Origin of the sequence: Pseudomonas sp. RV120224-01b (assembly GCF_003208145.1) — a bacterium.
GTDB classification, from domain to species: domain Bacteria; phylum Pseudomonadota; class Gammaproteobacteria; order Pseudomonadales; family Pseudomonadaceae; genus Aquipseudomonas; species Aquipseudomonas monteilii.
In genome coordinates, this window is sequence record NZ_QKMQ01000009.1 from 201,935 (window position 1) to 216,676 (window position 14,742).

13 protein-coding genes and 2 pseudogenes are annotated in these 14,742 nt (G+C 64.3%); 6 read left to right on the top strand and 9 right to left on the bottom strand.

The window, feature by feature from the left end; translation table 11 throughout:
• Window positions 1-26: 26 nt before the first annotated feature.
• From N436_RS16155 to N436_RS16175, 5 genes are read right to left on the bottom strand one after another with little or no spacing between them, the layout of a single operon-like run.
• The gene (locus N436_RS16155; RefSeq protein ID WP_013971877.1) at window positions 27-299 is read right to left on the bottom strand and encodes a DUF2160 domain-containing protein; all 273 of its coding nucleotides are present in this window, start codon (window positions 297-299) and stop codon (window positions 27-29) included.
• 12 nt (window positions 300-311) lie between these two features.
• Window positions 312-1,112, bottom strand: coding sequence for a carbohydrate ABC transporter permease (locus N436_RS16160; protein WP_016714775.1), 801 nt, complete (start codon window positions 1,110-1,112; stop codon window positions 312-314).
• A gap of 3 nt (window positions 1,113-1,115) precedes the next feature.
• Complete coding sequence (locus N436_RS16165; protein ID WP_016714776.1) at window positions 1,116-1,979, bottom strand: carbohydrate ABC transporter permease; 864 nt, start codon at window positions 1,977-1,979, stop codon at window positions 1,116-1,118.
• A complete protein-coding gene (locus N436_RS16170) occupies window positions 1,976-3,073 on the bottom strand; it encodes an ABC transporter ATP-binding protein (protein ID WP_105947902.1) in 1,098 nt (365 codons plus the stop codon). Before N436_RS16170 ends, N436_RS16165 begins: the two co-directional genes overlap by 4 nt.
• Entirely contained in the window at window positions 3,073-4,167 is a 1,095-nt protein-coding gene (locus N436_RS16175) for an ABC transporter ATP-binding protein (RefSeq protein ID WP_110741543.1), read from the bottom strand. Before N436_RS16175 ends, N436_RS16170 begins: the two co-directional genes overlap by 1 nt.
• Before the next feature lie 223 nt (window positions 4,168-4,390).
• Here N436_RS16175 and N436_RS16180 point away from each other — a divergent pair, with 223 nt between their 5' ends.
• The gene (locus N436_RS16180; RefSeq protein WP_110741544.1) at window positions 4,391-6,139 is read left to right on the top strand and encodes a sigma-54-dependent Fis family transcriptional regulator; all 1,749 of its coding nucleotides are present in this window, start codon (window positions 4,391-4,393) and stop codon (window positions 6,137-6,139) included.
• Window positions 6,140-6,161: 22 nt separating this feature from the next.
• On the opposite strand, the gene N436_RS16185 is transcribed toward N436_RS16180, so the two are convergent.
• The 3 genes and pseudogenes from N436_RS16185 to N436_RS28965 all read right to left on the bottom strand — a co-directional run.
• Window positions 6,162-7,850 (bottom strand): bifunctional diguanylate cyclase/phosphodiesterase, encoded by a 1,689-nt coding sequence (locus tag N436_RS16185; RefSeq protein WP_105947899.1) that lies wholly within the window; start codon window positions 7,848-7,850, stop codon window positions 6,162-6,164.
• A gap of 13 nt (window positions 7,851-7,863) precedes the next feature.
• Window positions 7,864-8,358, bottom strand: a pseudogene (locus N436_RS28960) (methyl-accepting chemotaxis protein); the annotation flags it as partial.
• A gap of 789 nt (window positions 8,359-9,147) precedes the next feature.
• A pseudogene (locus N436_RS28965) lies at window positions 9,148-9,429 on the bottom strand (PAS domain-containing protein); the annotation flags it as partial.
• 266 nt (window positions 9,430-9,695) lie between these two features.
• Here N436_RS28965 and N436_RS16195 point away from each other — a divergent pair.
• The 5 genes from N436_RS16195 (at window position 9,696) to N436_RS16215 (ending at window position 14,240) form a co-directional block, all read left to right on the top strand.
• Window positions 9,696-10,010, top strand: coding sequence for a helix-turn-helix domain-containing protein (locus N436_RS16195; protein ID WP_025754409.1), 315 nt, complete (start codon window positions 9,696-9,698; stop codon window positions 10,008-10,010).
• 228 nt (window positions 10,011-10,238) lie between these two features.
• The gene (locus N436_RS16200; protein ID WP_016714783.1) at window positions 10,239-11,552 is read left to right on the top strand and encodes a C4-dicarboxylate transporter DctA; all 1,314 of its coding nucleotides are present in this window, start codon (window positions 10,239-10,241) and stop codon (window positions 11,550-11,552) included.
• 44 nt (window positions 11,553-11,596) lie between these two features.
• The gene (locus tag N436_RS16205) at window positions 11,597-12,301 is read left to right on the top strand and encodes a FadR/GntR family transcriptional regulator (RefSeq protein ID WP_016714784.1); all 705 of its coding nucleotides are present in this window, start codon (window positions 11,597-11,599) and stop codon (window positions 12,299-12,301) included.
• 16 nt (window positions 12,302-12,317) lie between these two features.
• Window positions 12,318-12,983 (top strand): GntR family transcriptional regulator, encoded by a 666-nt coding sequence (locus tag N436_RS16210; protein ID WP_105947897.1) that lies wholly within the window; start codon window positions 12,318-12,320, stop codon window positions 12,981-12,983.
• Window positions 12,984-13,178: 195 nt separating this feature from the next.
• Window positions 13,179-14,240 (top strand): hypothetical protein, encoded by a 1,062-nt coding sequence (locus tag N436_RS16215; RefSeq protein WP_105947896.1) that lies wholly within the window; start codon window positions 13,179-13,181, stop codon window positions 14,238-14,240.
• Between the two features lie 41 nt (window positions 14,241-14,281).
• Here the strand turns inward: N436_RS16215 and N436_RS16220 are convergent, their stop codons facing one another.
• Window positions 14,282-14,710 carry a PACE efflux transporter gene (locus N436_RS16220; RefSeq protein ID WP_016714787.1) on the bottom strand — a complete coding sequence of 143 codons (429 nt, stop codon included), beginning with the start codon at window positions 14,708-14,710 and terminating at the stop codon, window positions 14,282-14,284.
• Window positions 14,711-14,742 lie beyond the last annotated feature (32 nt).

A 14,742-nucleotide genomic window follows, 5' to 3' on the forward strand; every position in this document is an offset into this window, starting at 1 on the left:
TTCGGTTATTCCACAGGGCCGCTCGCTCAGCCCCAGCGCAGCACCACCACCAGCCACGCCAGCGACAGCAGCGAGGCCACCCACAACGGCCACTCGCTGACGCCAACCACCAGCAAATGCAGGTAGGCGCTGGCCAGCAGGCCGATGAACAAGCGGTCACCCCGGCTGGTGACCAGCGGCAAGAAGCCCCGCCGCTCCACGCAAGGACGGCGCAGCTCAAGCAGGGTCATGCCCAGCAGCAATACGCCAACGGCAGCAAAGAACAGCGCCGTCGGCAAGGTCCAGGCCATCCACTCCATGCGTTGCCCTCCTCACACCCGGCCCAGGGCAAAGCCCTTGGCCACATGGTTGCGCACGAACCAGATCACCAGCATGCCCGGCAAAATGGTCAGTACCCCCGCCGCCGCCAGCACCCCCCAGTCGATACCCGAGGCCGACACGGTGCGGGTCATCACGGCAGCAATCGGCTTGGCATTCACCGAGGTCAGGGTGCGCGCCAGCAGCAGCTCGACCCAGGAAAACATGAAGCAGAAAAACGCCGTCACGCCGATGCCGGAGCCAATCAGCGGAATGAAGATCTTCATGAAGAAGCGCGGGAAGCTGTAGCCGTCGATGTAGGCCGTTTCGTCGATTTCCTTTGGCACGCCCGACATGAAGCCCTCCAGGATCCACACCGCCAGCGGCACGTTGAACAGGCAATGGGCCAGGGCCACGGCAATATGGGTGTCGAACAGGCCGATCGACGAATACAACTGGAAGAACGGCAGCAGGAACACTGCCGGGGGCGCCATGCGGTTGGTCAGCAGCCAGAAGAACAGGTGCCGGTCGCCGAGGAAGCGGTAGCGCGAGAAGGCATAGGCCGCCGGCAGCGCCACCAGCAACGAAATCAACGTGTTCAGGCACACGTAGTACAGCGAGTTGATGTAACCGCTGTACCAGCTGGCATCGGTGAAGATCACCCGGTAGTTGTCGAGGGTGAATGCCTGCGGCCACAGGGTCAGGCCGCCTAGGATCTCGGTGTTGCTCTTGAACGACATGTTCAGCAACCAGTAGATCGGCACCAGCAGGAAGAAAAAATACAGCAGCAGGGCCAGCGTTTTGCGCGTACTCATGGGCTAGTCCTTGTCGGCATGGGTCATGGCTGTGTAGAACAGCCACGACACCAGCAGGATGATCAGGAAGTACACCAGCGAGAACGCCGCCGCCGGGCCCAGGTCGAACTGCCCCACGGCCATGCGCGTGAGGGTCTGGCTGAGGAAAGTGGTGGCGTTACCCGGCCCGCCACCGGTCAGCACGAACGGCTCTGTGTAGATCATGAAGCTGTCCATGAAGCGCAGCATCACCGCGATGAGCAGCACGTTCTTCAGCTTGGGCAGCTGGATATGGCGGAACACCGCCCAGCCCGAAGCACGGTCGATACGCGCGGCCTGGTAGTACACGTCGGGGATGGCGCGCAGGCCCGAATAGCACAGCAGTGCCACCAGTGACGTCCAATGCCATACGTCCATCACCAGCACCGTAAGCCAGGCGTCGAACGGGTCGCCGGCGTAGTTGTAGCTGACCCCGAGCTTGGCCAGGGTAGCGCCAAGCAGGCCGATGTCGGCACGGCCGAAGATCTGCCAGATGGTGCCCACCACGTTCCACGGGATCAGCAGCGGGATGGCCATGACGATCAGGCACACCGACGCCATGCGCCCCTTGGTCGGCATGGTCAGGGCAATGCCGATGCCCAGCGGGATCTCGATCAGCAGCACGCAGGCGGAATAGATGAACTGGCGCAGCAGCGCATCATGCAACGCCGGGTCGCGCAGCACCTGGCGGTACCAGTCGGCACCGACGAAGTAGCGGTTGGACTGGTCGAAAATATCCTGCACCGAGTAGTTGACCACGGTCATCATCGGCACCACCGCGCTGAACGCCACCAGCAGGAACACCGGCAGCACCAGCCACCAGGCCTTGTTGTTCGGCACTTTGTTCATGGCCCGGCCTCCAGCAGCACATCGTCGACGTACAGCATCAGCCACTGCGCCGGCAAGCTGACCCAGGCCTGATCCACAGGCAGCGGGCGGTCCTCGCCCAGGCGCGCCTTCAGCGCGACACCGCCAGCTTCGACGGTGACGATGCGGTAGGTGCCCAGGTCTTCGATATCCAGCACGCGTGCGGGGATGGCGTCATCGAACGGGCTGTCCCACAGCTGTAGGAATTCTGGCCGGATGCCCACTTGCAAGCGCCCGCCTGCCGTTGCCGCCAGCCGTTCGCGCAGGCCATCGGGCAAAGCCAGGTGGACATCACCAAACGCCACCCCGTCGGCTTCGGCGCGCACCTCGATCAGGTTCATGCCCGGGCTGCCGATGAAGTAGCCGACAAAGGTATGCCGGGGCCGCTCGAACAGCTCACGCGGGGTGCCGAACTGAACGATGCGCCCACCGTGCATCACTGCGATCTTGTCAGCGAAGGTCGATGCCTCCAGCTGGTCGTGGGTGACGTAGATCATGGTGATGTTGAACTGCTCGTGAATCTGCTTCAGCTTGCGCCGCAGCTTCCACTTCAGGTGCGGGTCGATTACCGTCAGCGGCTCGTCGAACAGGATCGCCGACACGTCATCGCGCACCAGGCCGCGGCCCATGGAGACTTTCTGCTTTTCGTCGGCGCTGAGGTTGCGCGCCTTCTTGCGCAACACGGCAGACAGGTCGAGCACCTCGGCAATTTCTTCCACCCGGGCACGCACCCGGGCCTCATCCAGCCCCTGGTTGCGCAAGGGGAAGGCCAGATTGTCGAACACCGTCATGGTGTCGTACACCACCGGGAACTGGAACACCTGGGCAATGTTGCGCGCTTGCGGTGACAGCTGGTTGACCGGTTTGCCGTCGAACAGCACCTCGCCATGGGACGGCGTCAGCAGCCCGGAAATGATATTGAGCAAGGTCGACTTGCCGCAGCCCGACGGCCCAAGCAACGCGTAGGCGCCGCCCTGCTCCCATACATGCTCCAGCGCGTGCAGGGCATAGTCCGCCTCGCTGGCGGGCTGGCGACTGTAACTGTGCGCCAGTTGGCGCAGGCGGATCTCGGCCATCACCCTCTCCTTGCCTGGCGCAGCCCCGGGGCCTGCACCAACGCCCCGGCGCTGTCGAAGACGAACAGCTTGTGGGTGGGGATGAACACGCGGATCGGCGTGTCCACCTGGTATTCGTGCACCCCGGGCAGGTGCAGGATCATGCGCCAATGCTCGTTGCGCACATGCAGGAAGGTTTCGGAACCGCTGATCTCGGCCAGCTCCACCAGCACCGCCAGTTCCAGGTCATCGTCGTGGGCCGGTACCAGGGTGATATGGCTGGGGCGCACGCCAAAGCGGTAGTCGCCTTCGGCAAGCGCCTGCAAGTCGGCATTGCGGGCAAAATGCACGGCCTGGGCCAGGCTCACCTCGTTGCCACTGATACGGCCAGGCACCAGGTTGATCGGCGGCTCGGAAAACAGCTCGGCCGCCAGCACACTGCCCGGGCGCTGATACACCTCGGCGGTGGGGCCGCTTTGCACGATGCGGCCCTCATGCACAAGGGTGGTGGTGCCACCCAGCGCCAGCGCCTCGTTGGGCTCGGTGGTGGCGTATACCGCAATGCAGTGGCGCGCCGCGAACAGCTCGCGAAGCTCCTGGCGCAGGCCTTCGCGCAACTTGTAGTCGAGGTTGACCAACGGCTCGTCAAACAGGATCAGCGAGGCATCCTTGACCAACGCCCGGGCCATCGCCGTGCGTTGCTGCTGGCCGCCGGACAGCTCCAGCGGCAGGCGCTGCAGGTAGGTTTCGATGCGCAACATCTCGGCGGTTTCCTGCACACGCCTGCGGATGTCCGCCTCGGCCATGCGCGCCTGGCGCAGCGGCGAGGCGATGTTTTCGTACACGCTCAAGGTCGGGTAATTGATGAACTGCTGGTACACCATCGATACGTTGCGCTGGCGCACCGGCACGCCGGTCACATCCTGGCCATCCATCAGCACCCGGCCCCGGTCCGGGCGATCGAGCCCGGCCATCAGGCGCATCAGGCTGGTCTTGCCGGCCAGGGTGCGGCCCAGCAGCACGTTGAACGAACCAGGCTCGAAACGCAGCGAGGCCTCGACGATCCACGGCTGGTTGTCGACGCTGTGGCTGACCTGCTCCAACACCAGGGACATGGCATGGCCTTCTTGTCGTTGTTGTCTGCCGGGCACAGCCAGTTCCGTGCCAGTTGCTCCCCGATGCTCTGGCTCGGGGCCTGGGCGGCAGGCTACGCAAATCAAGGGTTCACAAGTGAACACAATCACTGAACAACTGAACACCTGCCGGTTTGACAATGAACACCCGTGAACAACACTGAACAGCGGTCCGCCCATAACAACAACCACACAGGACAGGCCCATGGCCGCATCCGTTTCGACCCACGCCCAGCTCATCCAGGCATCCTGGGCCCGCTGCCGCGATCACGGTTTGCAACCGCAGCACGCACCGGACTTCGACTGCCTGACCCGCGCCGAACTCAGCGAACTGCTGGAGAAACGCCAGGCCCTGCTGCGCCTGACCCGCGAGGAAGTGCTGCCGCAATATGCACACCTGCTGGGCAATGCCAGCTACCTGGTGATGCTGGCCGATGCCAGCGGCTGCCTGCTCGACAGCTGGGGTTCGCGGCGTTTCATCGAGCCGCGCCAGCAGCATGGTTTCAGCGCCGGCGCCCACTGGCACGAGCGCGGCGTTGGCACCAATGCCTTGGGCACCGCGCTGATTTGTGCCCAGGCCATTCACGTCGGCCAGGACGAGCACTTCCTGCGCCAGAACCGCTACATGTCCAGCGCCGCCGCCCCCCTGTTCGACGCTGCACGGCAACTGGTCGGGGTGTTCGACGTGGCCAGCGACGGCTATCTGCCGACCAGCCAGACACTGGGCCTGGTACGCATGATGGGCCAGAGCCTGGAAAACCGCCTGATCCTCGCCGCGCATGCCGACCAGCACGCACAACTGATCTTCAACAGCGCCTCCGACAACCTCGACAGCCCCTGGGCCGGCCTGCTGGTGTTCGATGAGCATGGGCAGGTGCTGGCCGCCAACCACCGGGCCGACAGCCTGCTCGGCGGTAACCCGTTACAGCAGAACATCGAGCAGCTGTTCCAGTTGCCCCTGCAGCAGTTGCTCAGCCATCCCCGGCAACAGCCCTTCGCCCTCCAGGCCACCGGGCGCAACCGCTTTCATTGTCAGTGGCAACCGCCACGCGAAACGCCCCGCCGCCCTGAACCTGGCAATGGCGAGCCACGCCTGGATAAAGCGCGAGTGCAGGCCGGCCTGCTGCTGGAAAAGGACATTCCAGTGTTGGTGCAGGGTGAAACCGGTGTGGGCAAGGAAGTGTTCGTGGAAACCCTGCACCGTGCCAGCAGCCGCGCCGACAAGCCCCTGGTCGCCGTCAACTGCGCGGCGATCCCGGCCGAACTGGTGGAGTCGGAGCTGTTCGGCTACGACAAAGGCGCGTTCACCGGCGCCCACCACAAAGGCAACCCGGGGCTGATCCGCAAGGCCGACCACGGCATCCTGTTTCTCGACGAGATCGGCGACATGCCGCTGCCTACCCAGGCCCGCCTGCTGCGCGTGTTGCAATCGCGCAGCATTCAGCCGCTGGGCAGCGGCGAACCGGTGGCGGTGGATATCCGCGTGGTGTCGGCGAGCAACCGCGACCTGGCCGAAGAGGTGCGTGCCGGGCGCTTTCGTCAGGATTTGTACTACCGCATTGCCGGGCTGACGGTGGTGCTGCCGCCGCTGCGCGAGCGTGCGGACCGGCGGCAGTTGATCGACCAGGTGCATGCCCGCTACCGCGAGCCTGGGCAACCGGCGCGGCTGCCCCCGGCCATTATCGAGTTGCTCGATCAGCATCCCTGGCCTGGCAATGTGCGCGAACTGGTCAGTGTGCTGCAGGTGGCAATAGCCTTGGCGGGCAACGGGCCAGTCGGCGTCGAGCACCTGCCTGCAGGGTTTCTGGCCGAGTTGCAGGTGCCTGTGCTGGTGGCGACCGATGCGGTAGACCTGCAGACGCTGGTTGAACAAGCCAATGGCAACCTGTCAGCAGTGGCACGCGGCCTGGGGATCAGCCGGACCACCCTCTACAAGCGGCTGCGTGAGCGATGAATCTATTGACCTGCACGGCCGCTCAAGGATTACGCCACTGCACCGGTTGCCGGTAAGCCTCTGCCCAGGCTTGCACTTCACTGGCCGGCATCGGCCGGGCAATGCAGTACCCCTGCGCCAGCTCGCAGCCCAGCCCCATCAGCACCCGGCCGTGCTCGACGCTCTCCAGCCCCTCGGCGATCACCTCCCGGCCAAAGGCCCGGGCCAGACCGATCACCGCCGCTGTCAGCGCCAGGTCGTCCTGATCATGGAGGATGTCACGCACGAACGACTGATCGATCTTGATCGTCTGGGTCGGCAAGCGTTTCAGGTAACTCAACGACGAATAACCGGTGCCGAAATCGTCCAGCGAGAAGCGCACGCCCAGTGCGCGGCAGGCGTCCAGGCAACGGCTGACATGCTGCAGGTTGTCGATGGCCACGGATTCGACGATTTCCAGGTCCAGCCTGGCCGGGTCCACCGCCGGGTACGCTGCCAGCAGCTGCTGCAGGCGCTCGGCAAAGTCACTGCGCTGCAAATGCCGCGCGGCGATGTTCACACTCAGCGACCAGGGCTGCCCCTGCTGCTGCCAGGCCTGCAACTGGGTCAAGGCCTGATCGAGCACCCACTCGCCGATTTCAACGATCAGGTCGGTCTGCTCTACCCAAGGCAGGAAATCGCCGGGCGGCACCACGCCACGGCCTGGCCGCTGCCAGCGCAGCAAGCCCTCGAAGCCCAGCACCTGGCCGCTACGCAGGTTGACCTTGGGCTGGTAGTAAAGGCAAAGCTCTCGGTTGTTAAGGGCCCGTCGCACCCGCGCCACCGTCTGGTGAGTGGCCTTGAGCTCCTGCTCCTGCGACACGTCGAACACGTGATACCGGTTGCGCCCGCGCTGCTTGGCCACATACATGGCCTGGTCGGCATGGCGCACCAGGGTATCGGCATCTTCGTCATCCTGCGGGTACAGGGTCACGCCGATACTGGCGCTGAGCGACAGCGTGTGCCCCCGGACCACACAGGGCGCCGCCAGTGCCCGCAATACCCGCCGCAGGGCCGCATGTAGCTTTCGCTCATCATCGACGTCGCGCAGGATCAGCACGAACTCGTCGCCCGACAACCGGGCCACGGCATCACCCCCGCGCAGGATGCGCTTCAGGCGCTGGGCCACTTCCACCAGCAGCAGGTCGCCCACCGCGTGCCCGTAACCGTCGTTGACCGCCTTGAAGCCATCCAGGTCGAGCATGCACACCGCCAGCGGGATGTCTTCACGCCGCGAGTAGGCCAGGGCCTGGTTCAACAGGTCGGACAGGTAGGCGCGATTGGGCAGGCCAGTGAGCACATCGTGCCCCACCCGCCATTGCAAGGTGTGCAACAGTTGGCGCTTCTCGGTGACGTCGAAGCGGATCGATACATACTTGCGCACCAGGCCGGTCAGCGGGTCGACCAAGGGCACCATGGTGCTGTCGACCCAGTACAGCGAACCGTCCTTGGACCGGTTGCAGATCTCGCCCTTCCACACCCGCCCGGCGGCCAGGGCCCGCCACATGCCAACGAAGAACGCCGGCTCGTGCAGGCCGGAGTTGAGGATGCGGTGGTTGGCACCCAGCAGCTCCTCGCGGCTATAGCCCGAGATGCTGCAGAACTGCTGGTTGACGTAGGTGATGTTCCCACGCAGGTCGGTTTCCGAAAAGATCGCGGCCGCGTCCACGGCCGCGCGATAGATATCATCCATAAAGCATCCTGCCTTAGCGGTTGAAGCGCTCCACCAGGGCGCGCAATCCGGCGCACACCTGTTCCAGTTCGGCGCCGCGCGAGGCGGCGGCGTTGGCGCTGTGGGCGCTGTGCTGGGCAATACCGGCTACGCCGTTGATCTGCCGCGAAACGTCTTCGGCCACTGCCGACTGCTGCTGCGAAGCGGTCGCCATCTGCTGGCTCATGTCACTGATGCGCTGCACCGCATCGCGAATGCCATGCAGCGCCCGTCGCGCTTCCTGCACCTGGGCAACACCCAGCTCGGCACCTTCGATGCCCTGGCTGGCGATCGCCACGGCTTCTTCGGCACCACTGCGCAGCGCATCGATGATGGCCTGGATGTGCAGGGTCGACTGGCGGGTCTTGTCGGCCAGCGCCCGCACCTCATCGGCGACCACGGCAAAGCCGCGCCCTTGCTCGCCCGCACGCGCTGCCTCGATGGCTGCGTTGAGGGCGAGCAGGTTGGTTTGCTCGGCAATGCCGCGGATCATTCCGGCAGCCTCCGCGATGGCACCGGTCTGACCGGCCAGCTGGCTGACCGCCTGGTTGATCTGCGTCACGGTGCTGGCCAAGGTACGAATGGCTGCACCGCTGGCATCTGCCACCTGGCTGCCCTGCTCGGCCAGCAGGTGCGCGGTGTGTGCCTCGGCGGCGGTCAACTGGACATGGTTGGCCACTTCACCGATGGAGGCGGCCATCTGGTTCATTGCCGTGGCGCTCAGGTCGGTTTCGGCGCGTTGCTCCAGCAGCGCGGCCTCGGTGCCGCGCGACAACTGCCCGGCATCGTGGGCGGCCACGGCCATTTGCCCGGCCAGGTCGCTTAACCGCGTCAATGCGGTTTTCAGGCGTGCCTCTTCGCTGATCAGCATCAGTTGCAGTTGCCCGGCGGCACCCGGCAAGTCGCTGTAGGTCAAGGCTGCAACCGGGTCGGCGAAGGCACCGTCAGCACCTTGCACAACCTGCTGCAACTGCCGGCCAAGGGCATCGCGTGCCCACAGGCCGTAGGCCAGGAACAGCCCCAGGGTCAGCCCCTGCCCCACCAGGCCAGGCCAAAGCTGGTTGGCGCCCAGTGCCAGCAGCCCACCCGCCAGTGGCAAGGCCAGCGCCTGGGCCAGCAAGTTCAGCCGACGCGGCACCGACAATGCCGCCTGGCCATTACGCAGCCGCGCATACAGGGCTTCGGCACGGGCCACCTGCTCACGCGTGGGGCACACCCGCACCGACTCGTAGCCGACCACACGCCCGCCTTCGAGGATCGGCGTGACGTAAGCGTTGACCCAGTAGTAGTCGCCGTTACGGCAGCGGTTCTTGACGATGCCCATCCAGCTCTTGCCAGCTTTCAGGTAGCGCCACATCAACGCGTACACCGCCGGCGGCATGTCCGGGTGGCGCACCAGGTTGTGCGGGCTGCCGATCAGCTCCGCCTCGCTGTAGCCGCTGATGGCGGCGAATTCGGGGTTGCAGTAGGTGATCAGGCTGGCGGTATCGGTAGCAGAAATCAGCCGCTGATCAGGGGGAAAACGTTGCTCGACCGGGGTAACCGGCAAGTTGAGGCGCACGATGAGACTCCATTCACTGACGTGCCGGTACTCAGCTCATCGACAGCCACCGGAACCGATCCGTAGCGATCCGCTCCAAATGGCACATGCGCTTCCCGCCGTTGGGGCACGAGGCCGAACCACACAGGGAAGTTGACGATGACTGACCGGTCAAGCCGTGAATTCTACGAAATTCATCACATAAATAAAACAAAGGTGATCAATCATGGCGTTGCGCCATGTTGATAGATATCGTTAAGTTCTTGATTCTAAATGGGAATTAAGTGATGACGAGATCAGCTTTGGGTACCGCCCTGCGCCGCTACCGCAAGCTGGCGGGCCTGACCCAGGCACAACTGGCCGAACGGACCGGCTTCGATCCCAAGACCATCAGCCGCTTCGAAACCAGTACCTATACCCCCAGCATCGATGCACTCATGGAGTTTGCTCAGGTGCTGGGCGTCAAACCCAAGGACTTCTTCGCCGAGCCGGACGACGAAGAGGAGCAGCGCGCCTACCTGTTCGGCGTCATTCACAACGCCCCGCCCAAGGATCTTGGCAAGCTGATTGCAGCAGTGGAGCAGGCACTGGCCAAGCCCTGAACTGATTCGCGACTCCCCACTTCACGGCATGCACCGAAGTAGAGCCTGGCAGGCCAGATTGCCCCATAACTGGTCAGACCGGTAAGGCCGAAAACCCTTGCAAAGTCGGATTTTTCGCGCTTTTATGGCCTCGCGCTGAACAAACCGGTAAGACCACAATAATTAAGTCCTGCGCTCTTTCGCCCCGTGCGGCTACCGAAGCAAGGACACCGATCAGAGATCAATCCCATGCTCAAATGGTGCTCGCGTTCGATCTTCCTGCAAGTCGTGCTCGGCCTTGCCCTCGGCATCGCCTGCGGTCTCAGCTTTCCCGACCTTTCCCTGCAACTCAAACCCCTTGGCGACGGCTTCATCAAGCTGATCAAGATGCTCATCGGCCTGATCGTATTCTGCGTGGTGGTCAGCGGTATCTCGGGCGCGGGCGACCTGAAAAAGGTCGGGCGCATCGGCCTGAAGTCGGTGATCTACTTCGAAGTGCTGACCACCCTGGCGCTGGTGATCGGCCTGGTGTTCGCCTTCAGCAGTGGCATTGGTAGCGGTGCCAACATTCACCTGGACCAGCTGTCCACCGCCGATGCCAACGGCCTGGCCGAGCGCGGCCAGCACATTCACGGCGCCACGGCGTTCTTCATGGACCTGATCCCCACCTCGGTGATCGGTGCCTTCGCTGACAACAACATTCTTCAGGTGCTGTTGTTCTCGGTACTGTTCGGCAGTGCGCTGAACCTGGTGGGTGACTCGGCCGCCGGCATTTCGCGGCTGATCAACGAGCTGAGCCATGTGATCTTCCGCATCATGGGCATGATCGTGCGCCTGGCGCCGATCGGCGTGTTCGGCGCCATCGCCTTCACCACCAGCAAATACGGCCTGGAATCGCTGCAGCACCTGGGCGGGCTGGTCGCACTGTTCTACCTGACCTGTGCCGGCTTCGTGCTGATCGTGCTGGGGACGGTCATGCGCCTGTCGGGCCTGAAGCTGTTGCCGCTGATCAAGTACCTGCGTGAAGAGCTGACCATCGTGCTGGGCACCGCCTCTTCCGACGCCGTGCTGCCGCAAATCATGCGCAAGCTGGAGCACCTGGGCATTGGTAGCTCCACCGTCGGCCTGGTGATCCCGACGGGCTACTCGTTCAACCTCGACGGCTTCTCCATCTACCTGACCCTGGCCATCGTGTTCATCGCCAACGCCACCGGCACGCCGCTGGAAATGACCGACCTGCTGACCATCCTGCTGGTGTCGCTGGTGACTTCCAAGGGCGCTCACGGCATCCCAGGCTCGGCGCTGGTCATCCTGGCCGCCACCTTGACCGCCGTGCCCGCGATTCCGGTGGTTGGCCTGGTGCTGGTGCTGGCAGTGGACTGGTTCATGGGCATCGGCCGGGCATTGACCAACCTGATTGGCAACTGCGTGGCCACCGTGGCCATCGCCCGCTGGGAAAAGGACATTGACCTGGAGCGCGCGCAGAACGTGCTCGACGGCAAGCCCGGCTTTGCCCCCACGCCGCGCAAACAGCCCAACACGCACCATCAACAGGAATTCTGAACCAGAGCGGCCGGCGATCACGCCGGCCCTTGCAGGAGCGAACCGTGATCAGCTCATCGACCGTCGTCAACTCAGTGGTGGAAAAACTGCGCCAGGCCTTGGCCCGGGGCCAATGGCGCACCGGCGACATGTTGCCGGGCCAGCGCGAGCTGGCCGAACAACTGGGCATCAGCCGCCCTAGCCTGCGCGAAGCGGTGACCGTGCTGGAGACCCTGGGCCTGGTCCGCTCGTTGCCAGGCAAGGGCGTACTGGTACTGGACGCCGATGCCACCCTCCAGGAACCCGGCATCGACACCAGCGCTGCGGCCAGCCTGGCCGACGTACTGGAACTGCGCTACACCCTTGAGCCCTTCATCGTTGGCCTGGTGGCGCAATCGGCCAACAGCCAGGACATCGGCCAGTTACGCCTGACCCTGATGGACATGCGCGAAGCGCTGGAGGCCGATGACAGCGAAGCCGGCGTGAAGGCCTACATCGCCTTCCATGAAGCGCTGTTCGCGCTCACCACCAACCCGATCTTCCAGAGCGTGGTGCAGCAGACCGGCAATGCCCTGAAACAGAGCGCCGACATGCTGCGCAACTCGCCCGAGCACCTGGCGGCTCGGCTGAAGGAGAACGAAGCAGTGGTACGTGCCATACGTGAACGCAACAGCGCCCAGGCCAGTGCCCAGATGCGCCAGCACATCCTCGCCGAAGGCCAGCGCATGGGCATTTCGCTGAACATCCCGGACGAACACCCGCATCCATGACCCCAGGAGAGCGACCATGAACGCCGCCCCTCACCTGCCCGCCCTGCTTGCGGCCGGCGAAACCCGCCTGTCGGCCGAGCAGATCTACCCCCGGCTGTTCGACGCCATTCTCGAACAGCGCCTGCCTCCGGGCGCGCTGTTGCCCGAGCAGGCGCTGGGCCATGCCTTTGGTGTCAGTCGCACCGTGATTCGTCGTGTGCTTGGTCGCCTGTCCGACCAGCAGGTGGTGGTGCAGCGCCCCAGCCACACCGCGCACCTGGCCGCGCCCGACCCGGATCAGGCACGTCAGGTGCTCAGTGCCCGGCGCCTGGCCGAAACCACGCTGATTACCCTGGCCACCCAGCGCGCCCGTCCGGCGCAGGTGCGCCAGCTGCGGCAACTGGTAGAACGCGAACGCCAGCATCATGAAAATGGCGAACGGTGCGCGGCGATCCGCCTGGGCGGTGAGTTTCACCTGAAACTGGCGCAGGTGGCGGCCAATGCGCCGCTGGCACGGTTCCTCAATGGGCTGGTGCCGATGACCTCGCTGATCATCGCCCGCTACGAATCACCGTGCTGCGACCACTGTGCATGGGAAGAGCATGCGGCCATCATCGATGCCGTGGAACAAGGCGATGCCGAGGCCGCGCTGGATTTGATGCACAAGCACTTGGACCGCCTGGAAGAAAAGCTCGACCTGTAACAAACAGGGCCGCTGCGCGCCCCATCGACGCGGTTCGTCGCCACGACAAGCCAGCTCCCACAGGTACTGCGTCGCTCTCAAGGTTGCCGCGATTCCTGTGGGAGCTGGCTTGCCGGCGATGGGCTGCGCAGCAGCCCCAACAACCCCACCCTATACTGCGAGAACCACCCCAGCCTCTATCAGGGAGGCGGTCGCGTGAGTTGTCGAATCCTTCTGTTGCTGTGCTTCGTGCTGGCCCTCGGTGCCTGCGCGAGCAAGCGCCCGCCTGCCCCGCCACCGCCCGCAGCGCTCACGCCCGCCGCCTGGCAACGCATCGACCAGGAGCTGATCGACGCTTCGGTCGGCGCCGCCGGCTCGGCCAACGACTATGCCCGGCGCTCCATGCGGGTATGGAAGGAGCAGGTACAACAGCGCACCGAAAGCGACTTCATCCCTTGGTTCACCGGTTACTGGACCCAGCAGTGGCTCACCCTCAAAGTGGCCTGGTACAAGCTCGACAGCGGTGAAGGCCGTGAACCTGCGGAAAAGCGCCTGGCCCTGTACCTGCAGGAGCAATACCACGAGCGGGTGATCGAGCCGGTGGCCGAGCAGATCAACCCCGAGGGCATCCGCGACCGCGCCTGCGAGCTGTACCTGCAGCTGCTCGGCCAGCAGCTACCCGCCATCATCAGCCGCTACAACGCGCCGCCCGAGCAGGTCAGCCAGCGCCTCAACCGCATCCCCGCCATCCACCTGGGGCCGCCGGATGCGCGTAATGCCAGCCTGTATCAACTGCTTCGGGCCAAGTCGCTGGACCAGCAACCGGCCTGGCAAGCCATGCGCCAGCACTTGCATGAGCAGGCCAGCAAAGGCCCCGGGCGAACCGATGTCGGGTTGAACTCGGTGGCCACCCAGGCCAGCGAAAAGCTCGGCGCTACCCTGGCCCCGCGCGGCATCGCCAGTGCCGTGGCGTCGGCGGTGGGCAAGGTGGCGGGGGCGATGATTTCGATTGCGGCGGCCGGCTACGGCATGATGACCCATGACCGCGATCACCCGCAGATGGTCGAACAGTTGCGGGTGATCCTCAACGTGGCCCTGAACCAGGAATGGCAGGAGTTGATGGAAAACCGCCAGAGCGGGGCCATGGCGGGGGTGTACTACCTGTCGGGGCAGGTTGAGGACAGCTTGCTGGCCAGCGTGCCGCGGCCGGCTGAACAACCTGTAGAGCAGCAGGTGAAGCAGCAACAAGCACCTTTGATCATTCGCCTGCCGCCTTAGGGGTTGCCTGTACCTGCGCAGAGGCCGGTACAGGAGAACCGTCAGGCAGCGGCCATCGCGGAACTTGGCAGCCCGAACACCCGATCAAACGCCCAGTTGTAGGCAAAGGTGTAGCAAGGCACCAGCACGATGAACGCCATGTCCACCAGCAACGCCTCCACCAGTGTCATGTCGAGCCACCAGGCAATCAGCGGAATCAGGTACACCACCAAGGTCAGCTGAAAGCCGATGGCATGCGCCACCCGCCGCGCCACGCTGCGCCCACGCTTGGCCTGACGGCTCTCCCACCCTTCGAACAAGGTGTTGTAAACCAGGTTCCAGAGCATGGCGATGGTGGTGATCATCACCGCCAGCGGCCCGGTATGCGACGCCTGGGTGTCCGACAGATAAGCCAGCCCGAGGGTCGACATGCACAACCCGATCAGCTCATAAAAAGTCACGTAGACCAGCTTGCGTTTCAATCCCTGCACTCGGGGTTACCTCCAATGACAAAAGCGATGGG

Bases quoted from the DNA above. Each gene is read 5' to 3' on its own strand.
- N436_RS16155 (WP_013971877.1), bottom strand. From the start codon at position 299: ATGGAGTGGATGGCCTGGACCTTGCCGACGGCGCTGTTCTTTGCTGCC.
- N436_RS16160 (WP_016714775.1), bottom strand. From the start codon at position 1,112: ATGAGTACGCGCAAAACGCTGGCCCTGCTGCTGTATTTTTTCTTCCTG.
- N436_RS16165 (WP_016714776.1), bottom strand. From the start codon at position 1,979: ATGAACAAAGTGCCGAACAACAAGGCCTGGTGGCTGGTGCTGCCGGTG.
- N436_RS16170 (WP_105947902.1), bottom strand. From the start codon at position 3,073: ATGGCCGAGATCCGCCTGCGCCAACTGGCGCACAGTTACAGTCGCCAG.
- N436_RS16175 (WP_110741543.1), bottom strand. From the start codon at position 4,167: ATGTCCCTGGTGTTGGAGCAGGTCAGCCACAGCGTCGACAACCAGCCG.
- N436_RS16180 (WP_110741544.1), top strand. From the start codon at position 4,391: ATGGCCGCATCCGTTTCGACCCACGCCCAGCTCATCCAGGCATCCTGG.
- N436_RS16185 (WP_105947899.1), bottom strand. From the start codon at position 7,850: ATGGATGATATCTATCGCGCGGCCGTGGACGCGGCCGCGATCTTTTCG.
- N436_RS16195 (WP_025754409.1), top strand. From the start codon at position 9,696: ATGACGAGATCAGCTTTGGGTACCGCCCTGCGCCGCTACCGCAAGCTG.
- N436_RS16200 (WP_016714783.1), top strand. From the start codon at position 10,239: ATGCTCAAATGGTGCTCGCGTTCGATCTTCCTGCAAGTCGTGCTCGGC.
- N436_RS16210 (WP_105947897.1), top strand. From the start codon at position 12,318: ATGAACGCCGCCCCTCACCTGCCCGCCCTGCTTGCGGCCGGCGAAACC.